Origin of the sequence: Nonomuraea sp. NPDC049141 (genome assembly GCF_040648415.1) — a bacterium.
GTDB lineage: Bacteria > Actinomycetota > Actinomycetes > Streptosporangiales > Streptosporangiaceae > Nonomuraea.
In genome coordinates this window covers 521,598-540,253 of sequence record NZ_JBEZDR010000005.1, presented here as the reverse complement: position 1 = coordinate 540,253, position 18,656 = coordinate 521,598, and the positions used below count along the sequence as shown (strand labels likewise).

The window sequence follows — 18,656 nt, the reverse complement described above, 5'->3', positions numbered from 1 at the left end:
CGACACCCTATCGTCAAACCAAATCCAACGTTGCGGTTGGATTTTTCTCGCGCTAGTCTCGAAACAGCAACCGCACCGTTGGAGATGCAGTTCAGAGGAAAGGTACGGATATGTCGGAGAACCTTCCCGGCGGGACCCTCACGCTCGCGCACGACCTCACCATCACCCGCATGGGCTTCGGCGCCATGCAACTGGCCGGGCCCGGGGTCTTCGGGCCGCCCAAGGATCGCGACCAGGCCCTCGCGGTGCTGCGCGAGGCCGTCGAGCGGGGCATCACCCACATCGACACCAGCGACTTCTACGGGCCCTTCGTCGTCAACGAGCTCATCAAGGAGGCCCTGCACCCCTACCCGGCGGACCTCCGCATCGTCACCAAGGTCGGCGCCCGCCGCGGCTCGGACGGCAGTTGGAACCACGCACTGGAGCCCGAGGACCTCAAGGCCGCGGTCCATGAGAACCTCCAGCGCCTCGCCGTGGACGCCCTCGACGTCGTCAACCTGCGCCTGGCCGAAGGCGGCACCGGCGAGGAGTCGCTCGCGGAGCCGTTCGGCGCCCTGGTGGAGCTGCAGAAGGAGGGCCTGATCCGCCACCTCGGCCTCAGCGCCGTCTCCGCGGCCCAGCTCACCGAGGCGCAGGCCATCGCGCCCGTCGTCACGGTGCAGAACCTCTACAACCTCGCCAACCGGCAGGACGACGCCCTCGTCGACCGGTGCGCGGCCGAGAACATCGCCTTCGCCGCGTTCTTCCCCCTTGGCGGCTTCACCCCGCTCCAGTCCGCGACCCTCACGAACGTGGCCGCCCGCCTGGACGCCTCCCCGCAGCAGGTCGCCCTGGCCTGGCTGCTCCAGCGCTCGGCCACGACCGTGCTCATCCCCGGGACCTCGTCCCTGGCCCACCTTCGCGAGAACATCGCCGCGGCGAGCCTGGCCCTGCCGGCCGACGCGCTCGCCGAACTCGACACCATCGGCGGCTGAGGACTTGCCAGATTTACTCGGCTAAGTTAAAAATTACTTGTGCAAGTAAGGAAGGAAGACTCCGTCACGACCTCCGCCCGGCGGGCGCAGATCGTGGCGGCCACCATCGAGACGATCGCCGACCTGGGCTACCACCAGGCGACCTTCGCCCGCATCGCCGAGAAAGCCGGGCTCAGCAGCACGCGGCTGATCTCCTACCACTTCGACGGCAAGGACGACCTGATCGGCCAGACGATCACCACGATCTACACGGAGATCGGGACGTTCATGGCCGAGCGGGTCGGCGCCCAGACCAGCCCCGGCGCCGCGCTCGACACCTACATCCGCTCGCTGATCGAGTTCATCAGGGACCACCGCCGCGAGATGCGCGCGGCCACCGAGGTCTTCCTGAACTACCGGCCGGAGAAGGGGACCACCGCGCAGGAGGCGGCCATCGACCCGGCCTCGCTCCAGCACATCGAGCGGCTGCTGTCCTGGGGGCAGGAGTCCGGCGAATTCCGCAGGTTCAACACCCGCGTGGTGGCGATGGCCATCCAGCGGGCCCTGGACGGCCTGCCGTTCCTCCTGGAGGGCGACCCCACCGCCGACCTCGACGTCTACACGGAAGAGCTGGTCGAGCTCTTCCGCCTGGCGACCCGGGCCAGGTCATGAGCTCACGGAGCAAGGCACTGCTGCTCGTGCTCATCGACCTGGTCCTGCCCATCGGCCTCTACTACGTGATGCGCGCGGCCGGCGTGAGCTATCACCACGCGCTGCTGATCAGCTCCCTGCTGCCGGGCCTGAGCGTCGTCGCCAACCTGGTACGCCTCCGCAAGCCCGACGGGCTCAGCCTGTTCATGACGGCCATGATGGTGGGCAGCGCGGCGATCTCCCTGCTCGTCCACGACGCCCGCTTCCTGCTGGCCAAGGACGGCTGGGTCACCGCCATCTCGGGCCTGTGGTTCCTGGCCAGTGTCAGAGGCCGGCAGCCGCTGGTGTTCGCCTTCACCCGCTTCTTCCTGGAAGGACGCGTCGGCCCCCTGGACGGCGGCGGCTCGCGCCGCGAGTCCTGGGACGTCCTGTGGGACCGGCTGCCCGCCTTCCGCAGGATCTGGCGGGTGGCGACGGTCATCTGGGGCATCGGGCTGCTGGCCGACGCCGCCGTCCGCGTGACCATGGCCTACACCCTGCCGCCCGACGTCGTCCCCGGCCTGGGCGGCCTGCAGTACGGCGTCTTCATGGTGCTGATGCAGGTCGTGATGGCCTGCTACCTCGTCCCCACCGGCCTGTACAACCGCTGGTCGGCGCTCTACTCCCCGCTCAAGGAGACACCCGTGGCTCCTGCCCCGTTGGCGTAATCTGCAATAGTCGTGTCATTGACGCCATGGACGGCCGCTGACCAGCATGGAAGGCATGGACCGCCGCGTCGTCATCGTGATCTTCGAGGGCTTTCAGCTGCTCGACATGGCAGGTCCGGCCGACGTGTTCTCGGTGGCGGACCTGCTGGTCAAGGAGGGCGGATACCGGGTCGAGGTGACCGCGGTCAGCGCCGGGCCCGTGGCGGCCGGGCACGGGATCGCCACCCTGGTGCCGACGCCGCTGCACGAGATCGAGGGGCCGATCGACACGCTGCTGGTCGCGGGCGGGTTCGGCACGATGACAGGGCTACGCGACCGCCGGATGATCGAAGGCGTCACCCGCCTGGCCGCGACCGCTCGCCGTACCACGTCTGTCTGCAGCGGAGCACTCATCCTGGCCGAGGCCGGGCTGCTCGACGGCCGGCGGGCCACCACGCACTGGCTGGTCGCCGACCAGATGCGCGAGTGGTACCCACGCGTGGAGGTGGATCCCGACCCGATCTACATCAAGGACGGTGACGTGTGGACCTCGGCGGGGGTCAGCGCGGGCGTGGATCTCGCGCTGGCCCTGGTGGCCGCGGACCACGGGCACGAACTGGCCCGGCAGGTGGCCAGCGGGCTGGTCGTCTACCTGCACCGACCCGGCGGACAGAGCCAGTTCAGCACCTCGATGAGCGCCGTCGCGCCGCGGAGCGAGCCGCTCAGGGAGTTGCAGGCGTACATCGACGCCAACCCGGACGCCGACCTGAGCGTGCCCGCGCTCGCGCGCCGCGCCGGGATGAGCGAGCGCCACTTCTCCCGCGTCTTCACCGAGCAGGTCGGTCTGTCGCCTGGCCGGTACGTGGAGCGCAGCAGGGCCGACGCCGCCCGCCGCCTGCTGGAGATCACCGACCGGCCGCTCGACCGGGTGGCCAGGGACTCGGGGCTGGGCCGGCCGGAGACCCTCTACCGCGTGTTCCGCCGCAATTGGCGGGTTTCGCCCGGCGACTATCGCCGCCGGTTCCAGGCAAAGGAGAGTTGATCATGCATGTCGCGATCCCCCTGTACGACGGCTTCACCGCGCTCGACGCCGTCGGGCCGTACACGACCTTGGCCTACGCGCCCGGTGTCAAGGTCACGTTCGTCGCCGCGGAACGTGGGCCCGTCGACGACGACCGCGGCACCCTGACGATCACGGCGACCGCGACGTACGCGGAGCTGCCGGACCCGGACGTGGTGCTGGTCCCGGGCGGGTTCGGCACGTTCGCCGCGCTGTCGGACCAGGCGCTCGTCGGCTGGATCGCCGCGGCGGCCAGGCAGGCGCGGTGGACGACCTCGGTCTGCAGCGGTTCACTGTTGCTCGGCGCCGCGGGCCTGCTGGAGGGGCGCAAGGCGACCAGCCACTGGGCGGTGCTCGACCAGCTGACCGAGTACGGGGCGGAGCCGGTGAGCGAGCGCGTGGTCGTCGACGGCACGGTGGTGACGGCCGCCGGGGTGTCCGCCGGGATCGACATGGGCCTGACGCTGCTCGCCCGGGCGAGCGACGTGGAGACGGCCGAGGCCGTTCAACTGCTGATGGAGTACGACCCGGAGCCGCCGTTCAACGCCGGCTCGCTGAAGACGGCTCCCGAGGGCACCCTGGAGCGGGCGATGGCTCTATTCGGGTAGCGCGGCCGGGTTGCGGGCGAGCAGGCCGCCGTCCACCCGGTGCTCGGCGCCCGTGATGAACGACGAGCGCGGCCCGGCCAGGAACGCCACCAGTTCCGCCACCTCCTCCGGCCGGCCCACCCGGCCGAGGGGGTGCGCCCGGCCCCACTCCGCGACCTGCTCCTCCTGCGACAGCTTCCCGCGCCACAGATCGGCCGCCCAGCGCAGCATCGGCGTGTCCACCGAGCCGGGACAGACCACGTTCACCCGGATGCCGTCGGCCGCGTGGTCGAGCGCCATCGCTCTGGTCAGCCCGTTCAGCGCGGACTTGCTGGCGGTGTAGGCGGCCACCTGCGCCTGCGAGGCGAACGCCTGCACCGACGACATCACCACGATCGAGCCGCCGCCGCGCGCCCGCATCCTGGGGATGGCGGCCTTGCAGGCCAGGTAGACGCCCTTGAGGTTGATGTCGAGCACCTCGTCCCAGACGTCCTCCGGCGTGTCCTCGACCGTGCCGTAGCGCTGGACGCCCGCGCACGTCACCACGATGTCGAGCCCGCCGTACCTGGCCACGGCCAGGTCGACCAGGTCCCGCATGTCGCCCGCCCGCCGTACGTCCGCCACCCGCCCGGTCACGTGCTCGCTGTCGAGCACCGCCTCCTTGTCCACCCCGCAGAACACCACGGACGCCCCGCCGTCGGCCAGCCGGTCGACCACCGCCCGCCCGATGCCCATCGAACCGCCCGTCACCAGGGCCACTTTGCCGTCGAACTCACTCACGCCAATACCTCCGCGCGCAACCTCAGCACCTTCGTCTCGTGCGGGCCCAGGGTAAGCGCGGTGCCGTTCGCCACCGCCTCGGCCAGGCCGTTGGTGGGCATGCTGGAGAACGGTTCGAGCCCGACCGTGTAAGCCCGGCCCCACCAGGGATAATCGGTGGTCGCGCCGACCTCCTGCCACATCCACAGATACGGCAGAACGGAGGCATCCCACTCCACCCGCATGCCAACATCACCGGAAATTTCGTACCAACCTTCGGTAAATCCGGTGAGGTAGACGACGTCGCTCGGCGACCCGCGCTCCGGCACCACGCTGAGATCCGTCTCGCCGCCGCCGTCGGCGGGCACCATGGGCCACGTCCACGGCCCGCCCGCGCTGACCCGGCGGCCGAGCGGGTTGATGGCGCTCTCGTGCGGGATGACCGTCACGCCCTCGGGCAGCCGGATGCGGGCACCCGGCTTCAGGAACGGCCGGCCGTACACGATGTGCTGCCCCCACATGGCGTGCAGCTCGACGCCGGACTCGTTGGTCACGCGTCCCTCGATCTCCAGCGCGGCCGACCCCGCCGCCAGCCGGAACGTCTTCTCCACCCGGTACGGCAGGCGCCGGGTGCGCACGCTCAGCCGTACCGCGACCTCCTGCTCGGAGTCGGCCACGATCTCGGCCTGCCACGGCAGCCCGGCGACCTCCCCGTGCTGCGCCAGCCGGGCGCCTCGGTACTCGCTGGGCGCGCCGCCGCTGGGGAAGATCTCCTGCCAGCCGCCCTCGTAGTGGTCGATGAACTGGGCGACGTCGTCCGCGGCACCCTGCAGGTGATCGTGCGGATTGCGCAGCCCCTGCGGGGAGAGCCACACGAAGTCGGTGTCGGTTGGCTTGTGCAGGAATTCGATGACGTCGCCGCCCTTGTCGGGCACGACGGTCACCCGGAGCCGCTCGTTCTCCAACACGACCGCCCGCAGCCCGTCGATCACGACGGGCCGCAGGCGTGCCGCCCAGTTCCGCGTGCTCACCCGAACGTCACGTCGATGAAGCGCGGCCGGTAGATCGACGAGTCCCGGTAGTGGTCGGTGTTGACGAAGCTGTTGACGTTGTAGGAGACCACGAGCCCCTTGCCGGACACGTCGGGGTGCGCGTGGGCGTTGTAGGTGAAGATGTTCCCGTTGGTCTCGGGGGTGGTGTAGACGGCCTGCTTGCCGGTGAACGGCCCGAACGGCGAGCACGAGGTGTAGGCCACGATGTGCGAGCTCAGCACCTCGGTCGTGTCATGCGTGATCAGCACGTAGGCGTTGCCGACCTTGGTGACGCTGTACTCGTTGGCCACGCCGCTCATGATCCGGGCCGAGTCGGCCTCGTTCGCCGACCAGGTGCCGTCGGCCTTGAGGTACTGCCACTGGCCGAGCAGGCTCTGGCCGTACACCCTCGCGATGTGCATGTACTTGGGCGAGCCGAGGTCCTCCACCCCGTAAACGTAGGTGTAGCCGCCGTCCTTGAGAATGCCGGAGGCCCACGACACGCCGGCCGACGACGGCAGGTCGGTCACGCTGAGCGGCTGGTCGAGCCGGCTCGGCGCGAACCTGGCCAGCACGTTCCGGTGCCAGCGCCAGTCCCACGCGCCGGTGCCGTACCGCTCGTACTCCTGGTAGGTCACCTCCACGATGCCGCCCGCCACGGTGCCGTCTCCGGCCCAGTACCAGTGGTTCTGGTCGCGCGGCGGCATCACCGCGGTCGGCTGCGCGGTGGTGCCGGCGTGGATCGTGGACAGCTTGCCGGCGCTCTCCACGGCGAAGGAGTTGTTCAGGAAGACGGTGTCGCCGCCCTCCCCGACCACCGGCGGACGGCTGCCGTCGGCGTTGATCCTGCCCAGGAAGGTGTCGGAGAAGATCCACACCTCACGCCCGTTGGGCAGCTTCAACGAGTAGGTGCCGTCGGCACCGGTCCAGTCGTCGACGCGGCTGTTGTCGTTGCCGTACGCGGTGAACAGGCTGGTCAGCCTGGCGTCGACGGACGCGCCCCGCACTGTCGGCGCGCACGCGGCGCGGGTGGTCACCTGCTGCGGCGTGGCGGCGGCGACGGACGGCACCGGTTTGGGCGGTGCGGCCAGCGCCTGCTGGGGCACGGCGGAGAGGCTCAGTAATCCGATGGCGAGGGGGATGAGGGCGGACCGGAATCGCGTCATCACACGTCCTAAGGGAGGGGGGTACGCCTACAGTTCTAGTCATTTGATCACTTGGTGTCCAGAGGCTCACCGTGCACTGATCGGAATGTTGCGGAAGTGACCAGACTGTTGTCGTGGTTTGCGAGGTTTCGCGGCTTCCGATGGCATGAGGCGATGATGATCGGGTAGGCCGGTGCCATGTCCATTGCGCGCTATGAGGGATGGCTCCTGGCCGGGCGCTACCGGTTACTGTCCGAGCTGGGCCGGGGTGCCATGGGCAAGGTCTGGCGGGCCCACGACGAGCTCCTGGATCGCGAGGTCGCGGTCAAAGAGGTCATACTCTCCGGCCCGCGGCACGAAGAACTGGCCGGCCGGACCATGCGGGAGGCCCGCATCGCCGCCCGGCTGAGCCATCCGCACATCGCCGCCATCTACGACGTGGTGCTGGTCGACGAACGCCCCTGGATCGTGCTGCAACTCATCCCCGCCCGCAGCCTCGCCCAGGTGATCGCCGAGCAGGGCCCGCTCCCCGTGGCCACCGTCACCCGCATCGCCCTGGAACTGCTGGACGCCCTGCGCGCCGCCCACGCCGCCGGCGTCCTGCACCGCGACATCAAGCCCGCCAACATCCTGCTCACCGACGACGAGCACGCGGTCCTGACCGACTTCGGCCTGGCCACCACCGTCGACGAGGAGTCCCACGTCACCCGGACGGGCATGGTCGTCGGCACCCCCGCCTACATAGCTCCTGAGCGGGCCAGCGGCGGCCCCTCCACCCCGGCGGCCGATCTGTGGTCGCTGGGCGCCACCTTGTACGCGGCCGCCGAGGGCCGAGCCCCCTTCGACCACAGCACCGAGGCGGCCACGCTGACCGCGGTGCTGACCGGCCCGCCCGCTCCGTACCACCGAGCCGGGCCACTGGCCCCGATCATCGCCGGCCTGCTGGACAAGGACCCCACCCAGCGCAGCGACGCCGACCGCGTCCACGAACAACTGCTGCGCGTGGCCGCCCTGACCGAGCCACGACCTACCTCACCCGCATACCCCGACGCGTACTGGCACCCCGAGGCCGAGGCGATGGGAAGCCTGAGGGCGGCGCGTCGGCTGACGGCAGAGCGCCGGCTGACGGCGGCGACCCGGCTGAAGGAGGTGGGTCGGTTAAAGGAGGTGGGTCGGTTAAAGGAGGTGGGTCGGTTAAAGGAGGGGCGACCGCCGAAGACCGCGCCATCGCTGAAGGCGGTACGCCGGCAAGGGAAGGTGCGGCGGCTGAAGGCGGCGCGGCGGCTGATCGCCGTGCGCTGGCGCGAGGCGGCCGTCATCGCCGCCCTGTTCGCCAGCGTCGTCGCCACCGGCTCCTGGTGGAACGCCGCCCCCACCGTCACTCCCATCGCCGACCCCGTCGCACCCACCCAAACCACCCCCGCCAAGGTCGCCGCCCACCCGGCATTCGACCTGACCGGCATCCCGCAGGTCCAGAACGTGTCCCGCAACCGACTCCCCGACACCTCCGACGGACCCGAACAACCCGCCGTCCGCCCGGCCACCTCCTCCGGCAAGGCTGCCGCCGCCCTGAAGAAGGCCCAGAAGGCCGCCGCCAAGAAGGCCGCCAAACTGGCCAAAGCCAAACCGGCCAAGCCCGTCAAGGTCCACGGCAACGGCAAGAAAAGTTAGCCAGGCTGCCGATTCGCCGTGCGAGCGATGCTCCTCATCGGCCACGCCGTGAGTCGGTCTGCTTCGGGTGCCCAGTCCCGGCACGGGTGATCTACAGGGTGCGACTCTCGTCGTCGATCGCGTACCAGACCCGGCGGCCGGGGAACATCATCACCTCGTCCTGCCATCATGACTCGCCAGTCGGACGAGGGACGTCTGGCCCGTCACCGGGGAAGGGGCCCAGGAGCTCGCGGGCGAGTTGCGGATCGCTCCAGACCACGGCAGTGGATCGCCAGGAGGTCAGGGCGCGTCCGAACGGCAGCAACTCCCCCGTGTCCGCTCCCGCGATCAGGTGGTCGAGGAGTTCGCGTACGCATTCACGGCGCTCGGCGTCGGGCAGCCAGGTGACCCAGGGGAGCTCCTCGGTAAGAACCTCCTCGGCGAGGCCGACGTTGCGACGCGCGACGATGGCCAGCGCACGGGCGGCGATGCGAAGGCTGGCCGTCCCCGCCTCGAAACGCTCCGCACGCATCAAGATGAGGTTCTCCTCGTCGCGCCGCTCAAGGATCACGTCGGCGTGGTCGAGTGAGGGGAGGATCTTCGAGGGGCCGCGCAGGAAGGCGCTGTAAGGAAAACTCTTCGTCGCCATGGGAACAGCATATCTGAAGTAGTTCAGACGTTTGGTGGGCGACATCTTTGTGGCGAGCCCAATTCACTGGTTACGAGAAGCCGGGCGTGGAAAAGGAGGTGCCCTTCGGAGTTCTGGATAGGTAGCCTGCCCGGAGGTATGCGAAGGGAATCGCCGTGGCGCACGTCGAAGTGGGACATCTGACATACGTGCTGCCCGATGGGCGGCCGCTGCTCAACGACGTGTCCTTCAGGATCGGCGAAGGCGTCAAGGCCGCGCTCGTCGGGCCCAACGGCGCGGGCAAGACCACGCTGATGCGGCTGGTCGCCGGGGATCTGCAGCCGGTCGCGGGCAGTGTGGCGAGTTCCGGCGGGCTGGGGGTGATGCGGCAGTTCATCGGCAGCGTGCGTGACGGGAGCACGGTGCACGACCTGCTGCTCAGCGTCGCGCCGCCGGCCGTGCGGCAGGCGGCCGAGCGGCTGGACCGGGCCGAGTTGATGATGATGGAGCGCGACGACGAGAAGGCGCAGATGCGCTACGCGCAGGCCATCACCGACTACACCGACGCCGGTGGCTATGACATCGAGGTGCTCTGGGACACGTGTACGGTGGCCGCGCTCGGCGCGCCGTACGACAACGTGAAATATCGGGATGTGGCGACGTTGTCCGGCGGCGAGCAGAAGCGGCTCGTGCTCGAAGCGCTGCTCCGCGGGCCGGACCAGACGCTGCTGCTCGACGAGCCCGACAACTACCTCGACGTGCCGGGCAAGGAGTGGCTGGAACAGGCGCTCAGGGAGACGTCCAAGACGGTCCTGCTGGTCAGCCACGACCGGCAGTTGCTGGCCAACGCGGCCGATCGCATTGTCACCGTCGAGTCCGGAAATATCTGGATCCATGGTGGCGGGTTCGCCACGTACGCCGAGGCCCGCAAGACCCGCAACGAGCGCCTCGACGAGCTCCGCCGGCGCTGGGACGAGGAGCACGCCAAGATCAAGGCCCTGGTCATCATGCTGAAGAACAAGGCCAGATACAACGACGGCATGGCCGCCGCCTACCACGCGGCCCAGACGCGGCTGCGTAAGTTCGAGGAGGCGGGCCCGCCCGAGGAGGCCCCCGCCGACCAGAACATCAAGATGCGCCTCAAAGGCGGCCGCACCGGCAAGCGCGCCGTCATCTGCGAGGGACTGGAACTGACCGGCCTGATGCGGCCCTTCGACCTCGAGGTCTGGTACGGCGAGCGCATCGCGGTGCTCGGCTCCAACGGCTCGGGCAAGTCCCACTTCCTGCGGCTGCTCGCGGACGAGCCGATCGGCCACTCCGGCGTCGCCAGGCTCGGCGCCCGCGTGGTCCCGGGCCACTTCGCCCAGACGCACGCCCGGCCCGACCTGCGCGCCCGCACGCCGGTGGAGATCGTCATGACCGAGCACGCCAGGCTGAAGAACGAGGCCATGAAGATCCTGGCCCGCTACGAGCTGGCCGGGCTGATCGCCGAGCAGCGGTTCGACACGCTCTCGGGCGGTCAGCAGGCGCGGTTGCAGATCCTGCTGCTGGAGCTGTCCGGCGCGACGCTCCTGCTGCTCGACGAGCCGACCGACAACCTCGACCTGGCCAGCGCCGAAGCACTCCAGGTGGGCCTGGACGCGTTCGAGGGCACGGTGGTGGCGGTCACGCACGACCGCTGGTTCGCCGCGGATTTCGATCGCTTCCTGGTGTTCGGCGCGGATGGCACCGTTTACGAGTCCGCCGAGCCGGTTTGGGATGAGGCCAGGGTCGTACGCCCTCGTTGAATGCGTTAAAGAGTTGGTACGGCAGGCGCGTGTCCCGTCTCTGCCGTGCCCATAGACCGGTTATTACGGCAAAGTGATCCCGCGTAGCCGAACCGTCAGCCTCCTCGCACTCGGGGCGATCTGCCTAGCCGGGTGCTCGAGCGAGGAATCGCCAGTACAACAGCTCAAGCCGCTCGCCCTCAAGGAGCAGGTGGCCAACATCGTCAAGTCCTCCGACGGCTACGCCGTGAACTGGGCAGGAGTCCTCAACAACGTCAATCCATGGCACTTCGGCGAACACGTGGTGGCGACGGTCATCGGCCGTGACGCCGCCGGCGCCGAGGTGGTCCGGATGGACCAGTCGCTCGACGCCGTGCCGCCGGGTGGCTCGCTGGCCTTCACCGGCCAGGTCAACGCGGCCCAGAAGCCGGCCAAGGTGACGATCGAGTATCGCCCCGCCCAGTGGCGGCCGGCCGCCCGCATCGCGTCGGCGTTCAAGGAGTTTCCCGTTTCGCGGGTGCAGACGCTCCGACAAAAGGACCATTCTTATCTCATCACCGGCTATGTCGGAAATCCCTATCAGCTTTCTGCCAGCAGTCTCGTGGTCAACGTGTTGCTGCGCGACAAGGCGGGCAAACTGCTCGGCGGCGGCAGTACGTTCGTCGACGACGTGAAGGCGGGCAGCCCGCCGCGTTTCATCCTGACGGTCGGCGGGCTCCCCGCGGGCAGCGAGGTGGCCAAGACCGAGGTGACGGCCCGGACCTGGGGTTCGACCGGCCGTCCCTTCGAGGATCTGGCGCTGGGCGGCGCGGTGCCGGTGCACACGGTCAAGCCGACCACCGAACCGTTCGCCGTGGACCGCGGCAGCCAGGCCATGGCCGAGCACCAGCAGTGAATGGCTCATAAAATATCAATCAAATAAGCCGATAAATCGGGCGGAGCGGCCATTCGACGCAGGCTGGCAGCGCTGAATACGCGGGCTTTCTGGTGAAGTAGCCGACGACAAGCGCTGCCATTCCCGCAGAATCGGTAGAACTACAAGTTACCAATCCATTACCTTCGGTCATATGAATGACCGCGCCCTGGTCGAGTCACTCCGCGCCCGCGCCCCGGGCGCCCTCGCCGCGCTCTACGACGCCTACGCCGAGGGCATCCACAGATACTGCTGGTCCCTTCTCCTCAGCTCCGACGGTGCCCAGGTGGCGCTCCGCGACACGATGATCGCGGCGGAGGCCCACGCCGGCTCCCTGGTGGATCCCGGCCGCCTGCGCCCATGGCTGTACGCCCTGGCCCGCGCCGAATGCCTGCGCCGGCGGATGGCCGAGCCGCCGGGCGCCGACGAGGCACTGGCGCAGGCGCCGCCACTCGACGACGCGGCCGACGCCGACCTGCGCATCATGGCCTGGAACGCGATCCAGAGCCTGCGCCCCGGCGACCGTGAGGTGCTGGAGCTGTCCGCCGCGCACGAGCTGTCCACGCCGGAGCTCGCCGCGGTGCTGGGGACGGCGGCGCGCCACGTCGAGGCGGCGCACGAGGAGGCGCGCGAACGGCTGCGCGACGCGATCACGGCGGAGATCCTGGCCAGGAAGGGCCCCTACGACTGCCCGCGACGGGCCGGCATCCTGACCGGCTTCTCCGGCGAGCTGACCGCCGAGATGCGCGCCCAGTTGATCGGCCACCTCCCGCGCTGCCTGACCTGCTCCCCGCACCGCACCCGCCAGGTGTCGGCGGCCAAGGTGTTCGAGCTGCTGCCCCGCGTCCCGCTGCCGGAGTCGCTCGGGGTCAGGGTGATGAGCTGCTTCGCCGACCCGGAGCTGCTGCCCTATCGCCGTTACGTGGCCAGGCGGTCGGGGGCGCTCGACGCCGCCGGATTTCCCGTTGCCACGGCGCGGCACTCTCGGAAGTGGCCTCAGGCGCTGGCTGGCGCGATGGCGGCAGTCGCGACCGTGGTGGCGATAGTGGTGATCTTCCAGCAGTTCGGCCGGGTCGACGGCGGGGTGCCGGGCATCGCGTCCGCCGCCTTCCCCGCGCCGGGCGAGCCGCCCGCCATCAGGCTGCCCTGGCACTCCGCGCCTCGGGACGTGCCGATCATCGTCGAACCCATCCTGGACAGTACGGTCACGGTCCCGCTGGGAACCCTCACCCCGACGACGCCGGCCACCGGCCCCACCTCGCCCGCCCGAAGCACGCCAGAGACCCGAGAGGCCACCGAGACCGCCAAGGACCAGACCAAGCCTCAGCTCACGGGCACCCCCACGCCCGACCACCAGTCCGCCGAGCCCGCGCAAGAGCCGGACAAGCACCCGGACACGCGGCCGGAGCGGCAGCCGGACAAACGGCCCGGCGACCACCCGGACAAGGGACACCACCCCAGGCGCACGCCCTGCCCCACCGACACCCCGACCCCCGCCGCGCCACCGACCCAGACGCCGGTCGCCACACCGATCGCCACGCCGACCGTCGCACCGGCACAGACGCCGACCGCACCCGCCGTCGTCCCGGCCGGCTGAGCCCTCCCACATGGAGTTGTACCAACTGCGCGAGGACCCCCAACTGGGCTGCCGGGTCTGCCCTCTACCGGTCAGCGAGAACCTGGCCGAGCTGATGGCCAGGAGCCACCACATCGCCTGGCCCACCTGGCTCGACCAGGGCCCCCGCATGCTCCGCGACATCCTCGAACTCTGCCGCCTGCGCACCGCCCGCGGCCTCGCCGTCCTGTCCTGGCTGTCGGGGAGCGAGCCGCCGTCCGGGCCGGCCGCCGAGCTCGGCTGGCTCTGGACCTCACGCCGCCTGACCGGCCAGCGCCAGGAGCGCTTGTACGGCGCCGCGGCCGCGGTGCCGGAGCCCGTGCTCGGCCTGGTGCTCGCCAACTGGACCTGGGCGCTCGGCACCTGCCACGGCGGCCGGGTCGCCGCCCCCTACCTGGCGGGCACCGCCTACCCCGGTGACGGGTCGGTGGCCGCCGCCGCCACGATGACCCTTTACCAGACCTTCGACCGGCACCCGGAGTCGCGCCCGGCCATCGCGGCGGCCTGGGCCGTGGCCCGGGCGGGCGCCGACTGGTGCCGGGCGGCCGAGCTGCACGCCGCCTATGGGACGCAGACGCCGGTGTTCACCTATCCGCGAGGGACGGGCCCGGTCCCGGCGGGTGTCCGGCCGTGGATAGAGCGCCTGTTCCGGTTGCGGGGCTGATGTTACGAAAGAGGTCAGGGTTACACAGAGTGACGGACGGGAACTGTGTGCACTATGCACGCCATAAGAGCCGGACTCATGGTCGTCTGCCTGTTCGTCACCCTGTGCCCGCCGGCCGACGCTGCTCCCGGGCCTTCCCGACGGAAGGTGATACAGGCTCGTCACACCGTACGGGAGCGGACCAAGGAACTGGGGACGGCGAGCGCGCGGCTCGCCGAGGCCGAGTCGCGGCTCGATGACCTGGCGGCGGGGGCGGAGCGGCTGGTGGAGGCGTACAACGGTGAGCTCGTCAACCTCCGGCACGCCCAGCAGGCCCGCGAGCAGGCGCAGGCACGGCTGGAGCTGGCCGACGCCGAGGTGCAGAAGGCCCGCGCGCCCGTGGCGCTGCTGGCGGTGCAGAGCTACAGCGGGCTCGACATGATCAGGCCGATGCTCGGCATGCTGACCGACACCGGAGACAGCGACGGCTTCCTGCACCGGGCGAGCGTCCTGCAGGAGCTCGGCGGCGAGCGCGGCATCGTGCTCGACCGGATGCGTGACGCCCAGGAGGTCTCCGCCATCCTGCGCAGCCAGGCGGCCCACGCGTACGCCGAGCAGGAGGCCGCGTCCGAGCGCGCCAGGCAGGCCAAGATCGCCGCGGAGACGGCCGTCGCCGCGCAGCAGCAGGAGACCAGGGAGCTGAAAACCGAGCAGGCGACGTGGCGGCGGCGGGTCGACGCCGCGCGCACCCACGCGGACCTGCTGGCCAGACGCCGTGCCGCGGCGTTGGCGCAGGCGCGGCTCAGCCGCGGCCTGCACGCGTCCGGGTCGCTCATGGGCGACGTCGCGGCCAACTGGGCGCTGACCCAGCTCGGCAAGCCGTACGTGTGGGCGGCCGACGGCCCGGACAGCTTCGACTGCTCGGGCCTGACCATGCGGGCCTGGGAGCAGGCGGGCGTCGGCCTCGACCACTGGACCGGCACCCAGTGGAGCTCGGGGCCGCACGTGCCGCTCGACCAGTTGCGCCGCGGCGACCTGCTGTTCTTCGGCTACGTCCCCGACGACCCGGACACGATCCACCACGTCGGCATGTACGTGGGGGACGGGCTCATGGTGCACGCGCCGCAGACCGGCGACGTGGTGCGGGTCGCCTCGATGTGGCGGGGGGACCTGGTGGGCGCCACCAGGCCCCAGTGACGATCAGGCCCCAGTGACTGAGCCGCGATCCGCAGGATCGCCATCAGCTCAGTGGGCGTGGCCCTCGTCCTTGGCGCGCTGGAAGGACCGCTTGATCTCGACCTCGGCCTCCATCCGGCCCACCCAGTTGGCGCCCTCGACGGACTTGCCGGGCTCCAGGTCCTTGTAGACCTCGAAGAAGTGCTGGATCTCCAGCCGGTCGAACTCCGGCACGTGATGGATGTCGCGGATGTGCTCCATCCGCGGGTCGGTGGCGGGAACGCAGAGGACCTTGTCGTCTCCGCCCTTCTCATCCGTCATCCGGAACATGCCGACCGCGCGGCAGCTGATGTAACAGCCGGGAAAGGTCGGCTCCTGAAGCAGCACCAGCGCGTCGAGCGGGTCGCCGTCCTCGCCTAGCGTGTTCTCGATGAACCCGTAGTCGGCGGGGTATTGCGTGGAGGTGAACAGCAGCCGGTCAAGCCTGATGCGACCGGTTTCATGGTCCACTTCGTACTTGTTCCGTTGTCCCTTGGGAATCTCAACGACAACGTCGAACTCCACCGCGGTTCCTCCGCTCACGCCGAGTGGGCGTTAATGTCTCGTAGGCGAACACCAGGAGAGAGGTCAGGCGACGTGGCGCGGCACGAGCGGTTGGTGATGCTGACCACACTCGTCATGCTCCAGGTGCTGACCATTGTCATCGGCATCTATGCGATGACCAATGAGTTCAGTCTGGGCGCGTTGACGAGGGGGTCGTCACCGACCGAGCCGACACCGTCTCCCGAAGGGTCTCCCCCCGTCCCCGTGATCACCGCGGGGCCGGTGCTGGCCCAGCTCCAGGTGAGGGCCGGAGACGGACCTCTCGCTGCCAAGCGTACTTTGACCCAGCAGCTCACCGATGCCCTGGGTGACAAAGAGCTGGGGGACCGGGTGGGCGCGGTGGTCATCGACGCCGCCACCGGCCAGCAGATCTTCGCCTCCAACGCCGACACCGGCATCACCCCCGCGTCCACCACCAAGCTGGTCACCTGCACGGCCGCGCTGGCCTCGCTCGGCCCCGACGCGCGTCTGTCGACCCGGGTGACGCAGGGGCAGTCGGCCAACTCGATCGTGCTGGTGGGCGGCGGCGACCCGACGCTCGCCGGGCCGTCGGCCAAGCCCCTGCAGTACCCCAAGCAGGCGTCGCTGGCCACCCTCGCCTCGCGCACCGCCGCCGCGTTGAAGGCCAAGGGCATCACCAAGGTCACGCTCTCCTACGACGCCTCCCTGTTCACCGGCTCCACGCTGGCACCCGGCTGGAAGCCGGGCTACGTGCCCGACGGCGAAGTGGCGCCCGTCTACGCGCTGGCGATCGACGAGGGCCGGCGCGACCCGGCCGCGAGGCAGCCGCGCGTCTCCAACCCGCCCCAGTACGCCGCCGCCGCGTTCGCCAGACTCCTGGGCAAGTACGGCGTGAGCGTCGCCAAGTCCGTACGGCCGGGCAAGGCGCCCGCCGGGGCCGCCGAGCTCGGCAGGGTCGACTCGGCGCCGGTCTACGCCCTGGTCGAGCACACGCTGACGTTCAGCGACAACGACCTGGCCGAGGCACTGGCCAGGCACGTCGCCATCAAGGAAGGGCAGCCGGCGTCCTTCCAGGGCGCGACCGGGGCCGTGCTCGCGGTGCTGCAGCGGCTCGGCGCGGCCAAGGGCATCCAGGTCCACGACGGCAGCGGCCTGTCCGCCCGCAACCGCATCAGCGCCGACGGGCTGGCCCGGGTCATCTCGACCGCCTCCGCCGCGGCCCACCCCGACCTGCACGCCATCGCCTCCGGCATGCCGATCGCCGGATTCAGCGGCACGCTCGGCAACGGCCGGCGCTTCACCGGCAGCGACAGCAAGGGCCAGGTCGGCCTCGTACGCGCCAAGACCGGCACACTCAACAACGTCAACACCCTGGCCGGCATGGCCACCACCAAGGAAGGGCGCCTGGTCACCTTCGCCTTCCTGGCGGACCGCGTACCAGCCTCCGCCGAGCCGGTCCTGGACCGCCTCGCCGCCATCGTCGCAAAGTCCTGATGGCGATCCTGCGGATCGCGGCTCAGTCGCTGGGATCCGGCGTCTTCCGATCGTCGTTCAGTCGCTTCGCTCCCTCTCTCCTCACTCCAGACACCGGCGCTCCTTCGCGTGCTGATGGCGATCCTGCGGATCGCGGCTCAGTCGCTGGGATCCGGCGTCTTCCGATCGTCGTTCAGTCGCTTCGCTCCCTCTCTCCTCACTCCAGACACCGGCGCTCCTTCGCGGGTCGAGCGTGGACCACGTACGGTGGACGGTATGCAGGTGATCGACTGGGATCTGGCCGTCACGACCGGCACGCGCCTGGTGCGCCCCGGTCCTCAGGTGAGCCGGGAGGAGGCCAGGCAGGCCGTCACCGAACTCCGCGCTCTGTCACGCGAGGCCGAGGGGCACGTACGCGAGTTCACCAAGATTCACACTGAGACCGCACCACAGGCGGCGACCATCGTCGACCGCCCCGGCTGGATCAAGGCCAACGTCGAGGGCTTCCGTGTGGTGCTCGAACCGCTCACCCAGCGGGTCGGGGCCGGAGCCAACCCGCCACCGGCGATCGTCACGGCTGTGGGCTCTCGCATCACCGGCGTGGAGGTGGGCGCGGTGCTCGCCTTCCTCGCCTCGCGGGTGCTCGGCCAGTACGAGCTGTTCCTGCCGCCCGACCCGACGGGCCGCGAGCCGGCGGGGCGGCTGACGCTCGTCGCGCCCAACATCGTGCACGCCGAGCGCGAGATGAACGTCGACCCGCACGACTTCCGCCTCTGGGTGTGCCTGCACGAGGAGACGCACCGCGTGCAGTTCACCGGCGTGCCGTGGCTGCGCGAATACATCCGCTCGCAGATGACCGAGTTCTTGCTGGCCTCCGACCTCGACCTGGGCACGCTGCTTGAGCGGCTGCGCAGCGCCGCCGACACGGTGGCCGACGTGGTGCGCGGCGGCGAGGGCAACCTCATCGACGCCATCCAGACGCCTGCCCAGAAGGAGATCCTCGACCGGCTCACGGCCGTGATGACCCTGGTCGAAGGGCACGGCGACTACGTCATGGACGCCGTCGGCCCCTCGGTGGTGCCGTCGGTGGCCGACATCCGCGCCAAGTTCGCCCATCGCCGCGAGGGCGGCTCGCGCCTCGACCGCACGGTCCGGCGGCTGCTGGGCATCGAGGTCAAGATGAAGCAGTACGCCGAGGGCTCGGCCTTCGTCCGCGCGGTGGTGGACCAGGCCGGCATGGACGGTTTCAACCGCGTCTGGACCTCGCCCGAGACCCTGCCGACCACCTCCGAGATCACCGACCCCAGCGCCTGGGTACGCCGCGTGACCGGCAGCAACGCCCTGCCCGCCTGACCT

The 18,656-nt window shown here is 70.1% G+C and carries 18 protein-coding genes; 13 read left to right on the top strand and 5 right to left on the bottom strand.

The genetic code is table 11. The features are described from left to right. The first annotated feature begins 110 nt into the window (after positions 1-110). Genes AB0B91_RS18625 through AB0B91_RS18605 form a run of 5 tightly spaced genes read left to right on the top strand, consistent with a single transcriptional unit; the run spans position 111 to position 3,958 of the window. The gene (locus AB0B91_RS18625; RefSeq protein ID WP_358320598.1) at positions 111-974 is read left to right on the top strand and encodes an oxidoreductase; all 864 of its coding nucleotides are present in this window, start codon (positions 111-113) and stop codon (positions 972-974) included. Positions 975-1,013: 39 nt separating this feature from the next. After that, positions 1,014-1,625, top strand: coding sequence for a TetR/AcrR family transcriptional regulator (locus tag AB0B91_RS18620; RefSeq protein ID WP_214641992.1), 612 nt, complete (start codon positions 1,014-1,016; stop codon positions 1,623-1,625). Continuing rightward, the gene (locus AB0B91_RS18615; protein WP_358320595.1) at positions 1,622-2,311 is read left to right on the top strand and encodes a VC0807 family protein; all 690 of its coding nucleotides are present in this window, start codon (positions 1,622-1,624) and stop codon (positions 2,309-2,311) included. The genes AB0B91_RS18620 and AB0B91_RS18615 overlap by 4 nt, the downstream gene beginning before the upstream one ends. A gap of 55 nt (positions 2,312-2,366) precedes the next feature. Continuing rightward, entirely contained in the window at positions 2,367-3,332 is a 966-nt protein-coding gene (locus AB0B91_RS18610) for a GlxA family transcriptional regulator (protein ID WP_358320592.1), read from the top strand. A 2-nt stretch (positions 3,333-3,334) separates the two neighbouring features. Beyond that, on the top strand, positions 3,335-3,958 hold the full coding sequence (locus tag AB0B91_RS18605; RefSeq protein ID WP_358320590.1) for a DJ-1/PfpI family protein: 624 nt from the start codon (positions 3,335-3,337) through the stop codon (positions 3,956-3,958). Here the strand turns inward: AB0B91_RS18605 and AB0B91_RS18600 are convergent. The 3 genes from AB0B91_RS18600 to AB0B91_RS18590 are packed head-to-tail and all read right to left on the bottom strand — an operon-like array spanning position 3,947 to position 6,893. Continuing rightward, positions 3,947-4,717, bottom strand: a complete 771-nt coding sequence (locus AB0B91_RS18600) for an SDR family oxidoreductase (RefSeq protein WP_219532950.1) — start codon at positions 4,715-4,717, stop codon at positions 3,947-3,949. The genes AB0B91_RS18605 and AB0B91_RS18600 overlap by 12 nt on opposite strands. Continuing rightward, positions 4,714-5,727 carry a DUF4432 family protein gene (locus tag AB0B91_RS18595; RefSeq protein ID WP_358320587.1) on the bottom strand — a complete coding sequence of 338 codons (1,014 nt, stop codon included), beginning with the start codon at positions 5,725-5,727 and terminating at the stop codon, positions 4,714-4,716. The genes AB0B91_RS18600 and AB0B91_RS18595 overlap by 4 nt, the downstream gene beginning before the upstream one ends. Further along, positions 5,724-6,893, bottom strand: a complete 1,170-nt coding sequence (locus AB0B91_RS18590; RefSeq protein ID WP_358320584.1) for a DUF4185 domain-containing protein — start codon at positions 6,891-6,893, stop codon at positions 5,724-5,726. Before AB0B91_RS18590 ends, AB0B91_RS18595 begins: the two co-directional genes overlap by 4 nt. Before the next feature lie 177 nt (positions 6,894-7,070). Between AB0B91_RS18590 and AB0B91_RS18585 the strand changes: the two genes are divergently transcribed. Beyond that, a complete protein-coding gene (locus AB0B91_RS18585; RefSeq protein ID WP_358320582.1) occupies positions 7,071-8,543 on the top strand; it encodes a protein kinase in 1,473 nt (490 codons plus the stop codon). A 166-nt stretch (positions 8,544-8,709) separates the two neighbouring features. On the opposite strand, the gene AB0B91_RS18580 is transcribed toward AB0B91_RS18585, so the two are convergent. After that, entirely contained in the window at positions 8,710-9,171 is a 462-nt protein-coding gene (locus AB0B91_RS18580) for a hypothetical protein (RefSeq protein ID WP_358320580.1), read from the bottom strand. Positions 9,172-9,326: 155 nt separating this feature from the next. Here AB0B91_RS18580 and AB0B91_RS18575 point away from each other — a divergent pair, with 155 nt between their 5' ends. From AB0B91_RS18575 to AB0B91_RS18555, 5 genes are all read left to right on the top strand, one after another. Continuing rightward, the gene (locus AB0B91_RS18575; protein ID WP_358320577.1) at positions 9,327-10,937 is read left to right on the top strand and encodes an ATP-binding cassette domain-containing protein; all 1,611 of its coding nucleotides are present in this window, start codon (positions 9,327-9,329) and stop codon (positions 10,935-10,937) included. Between the two features lie 190 nt (positions 10,938-11,127). Further along, positions 11,128-11,811: a hypothetical protein gene (locus tag AB0B91_RS18570; RefSeq protein ID WP_358320574.1), complete on the top strand. Its 684-nt coding sequence runs from the start codon at positions 11,128-11,130 to the stop codon at positions 11,809-11,811. A 172-nt stretch (positions 11,812-11,983) separates the two neighbouring features. Beyond that, positions 11,984-13,426, top strand: a complete 1,443-nt coding sequence (locus tag AB0B91_RS18565; RefSeq protein ID WP_358320571.1) for a sigma factor-like helix-turn-helix DNA-binding protein — start codon at positions 11,984-11,986, stop codon at positions 13,424-13,426. A gap of 10 nt (positions 13,427-13,436) precedes the next feature. After that, positions 13,437-14,108: a hypothetical protein gene (locus tag AB0B91_RS18560; RefSeq protein WP_358320568.1), complete on the top strand. Its 672-nt coding sequence runs from the start codon at positions 13,437-13,439 to the stop codon at positions 14,106-14,108. A gap of 54 nt (positions 14,109-14,162) precedes the next feature. Continuing rightward, positions 14,163-15,284, top strand: coding sequence for a C40 family peptidase (locus tag AB0B91_RS18555; RefSeq protein ID WP_358320565.1), 1,122 nt, complete (start codon positions 14,163-14,165; stop codon positions 15,282-15,284). A gap of 48 nt (positions 15,285-15,332) precedes the next feature. On the opposite strand, the gene AB0B91_RS18550 is transcribed toward AB0B91_RS18555, so the two are convergent. Next, a complete protein-coding gene (locus AB0B91_RS18550; protein WP_214641977.1) occupies positions 15,333-15,827 on the bottom strand; it encodes an inorganic diphosphatase in 495 nt (164 codons plus the stop codon). Positions 15,828-15,899: 72 nt separating this feature from the next. Here AB0B91_RS18550 and dacB point away from each other — a divergent pair, with 72 nt between their 5' ends. Both dacB and AB0B91_RS18540 read left to right on the top strand, forming a co-directional pair. Next, on the top strand, positions 15,900-17,321 hold the full coding sequence (gene dacB, locus AB0B91_RS18545) for a D-alanyl-D-alanine carboxypeptidase/D-alanyl-D-alanine-endopeptidase (RefSeq protein WP_358320562.1): 1,422 nt from the start codon (positions 15,900-15,902) through the stop codon (positions 17,319-17,321). A gap of 255 nt (positions 17,322-17,576) precedes the next feature. Continuing rightward, positions 17,577-18,653, top strand: a complete 1,077-nt coding sequence (locus AB0B91_RS18540; protein ID WP_358320560.1) for a zinc-dependent metalloprotease — start codon at positions 17,577-17,579, stop codon at positions 18,651-18,653. Positions 18,654-18,656: the final 3 nt, after the last annotated feature.

Coding starts and splice junctions, on each gene's coding strand:
- AB0B91_RS18625 (WP_358320598.1), top strand. CDS start 111: ATGTCGGAGAACCTTCCCGGCGGGACCCTCACGCTCGCGCACGACCTC.
- AB0B91_RS18615 (WP_358320595.1), top strand. CDS start 1,622: ATGAGCTCACGGAGCAAGGCACTGCTGCTCGTGCTCATCGACCTGGTC.
- AB0B91_RS18610 (WP_358320592.1), top strand. CDS start 2,367: ATGGACCGCCGCGTCGTCATCGTGATCTTCGAGGGCTTTCAGCTGCTC.
- AB0B91_RS18605 (WP_358320590.1), top strand. CDS start 3,335: ATGCATGTCGCGATCCCCCTGTACGACGGCTTCACCGCGCTCGACGCC.
- AB0B91_RS18590 (WP_358320584.1), bottom strand. CDS start 6,893: ATGACGCGATTCCGGTCCGCCCTCATCCCCCTCGCCATCGGATTACTG.
- AB0B91_RS18585 (WP_358320582.1), top strand. CDS start 7,071: ATGTCCATTGCGCGCTATGAGGGATGGCTCCTGGCCGGGCGCTACCGG.
- AB0B91_RS18580 (WP_358320580.1), bottom strand. CDS start 9,171: ATGGCGACGAAGAGTTTTCCTTACAGCGCCTTCCTGCGCGGCCCCTCG.
- AB0B91_RS18565 (WP_358320571.1), top strand. CDS start 11,984: ATGAATGACCGCGCCCTGGTCGAGTCACTCCGCGCCCGCGCCCCGGGC.
- AB0B91_RS18560 (WP_358320568.1), top strand. CDS start 13,437: ATGGAGTTGTACCAACTGCGCGAGGACCCCCAACTGGGCTGCCGGGTC.
- AB0B91_RS18555 (WP_358320565.1), top strand. CDS start 14,163: ATGCACGCCATAAGAGCCGGACTCATGGTCGTCTGCCTGTTCGTCACC.
- AB0B91_RS18540 (WP_358320560.1), top strand. CDS start 17,577: ATGCAGGTGATCGACTGGGATCTGGCCGTCACGACCGGCACGCGCCTG.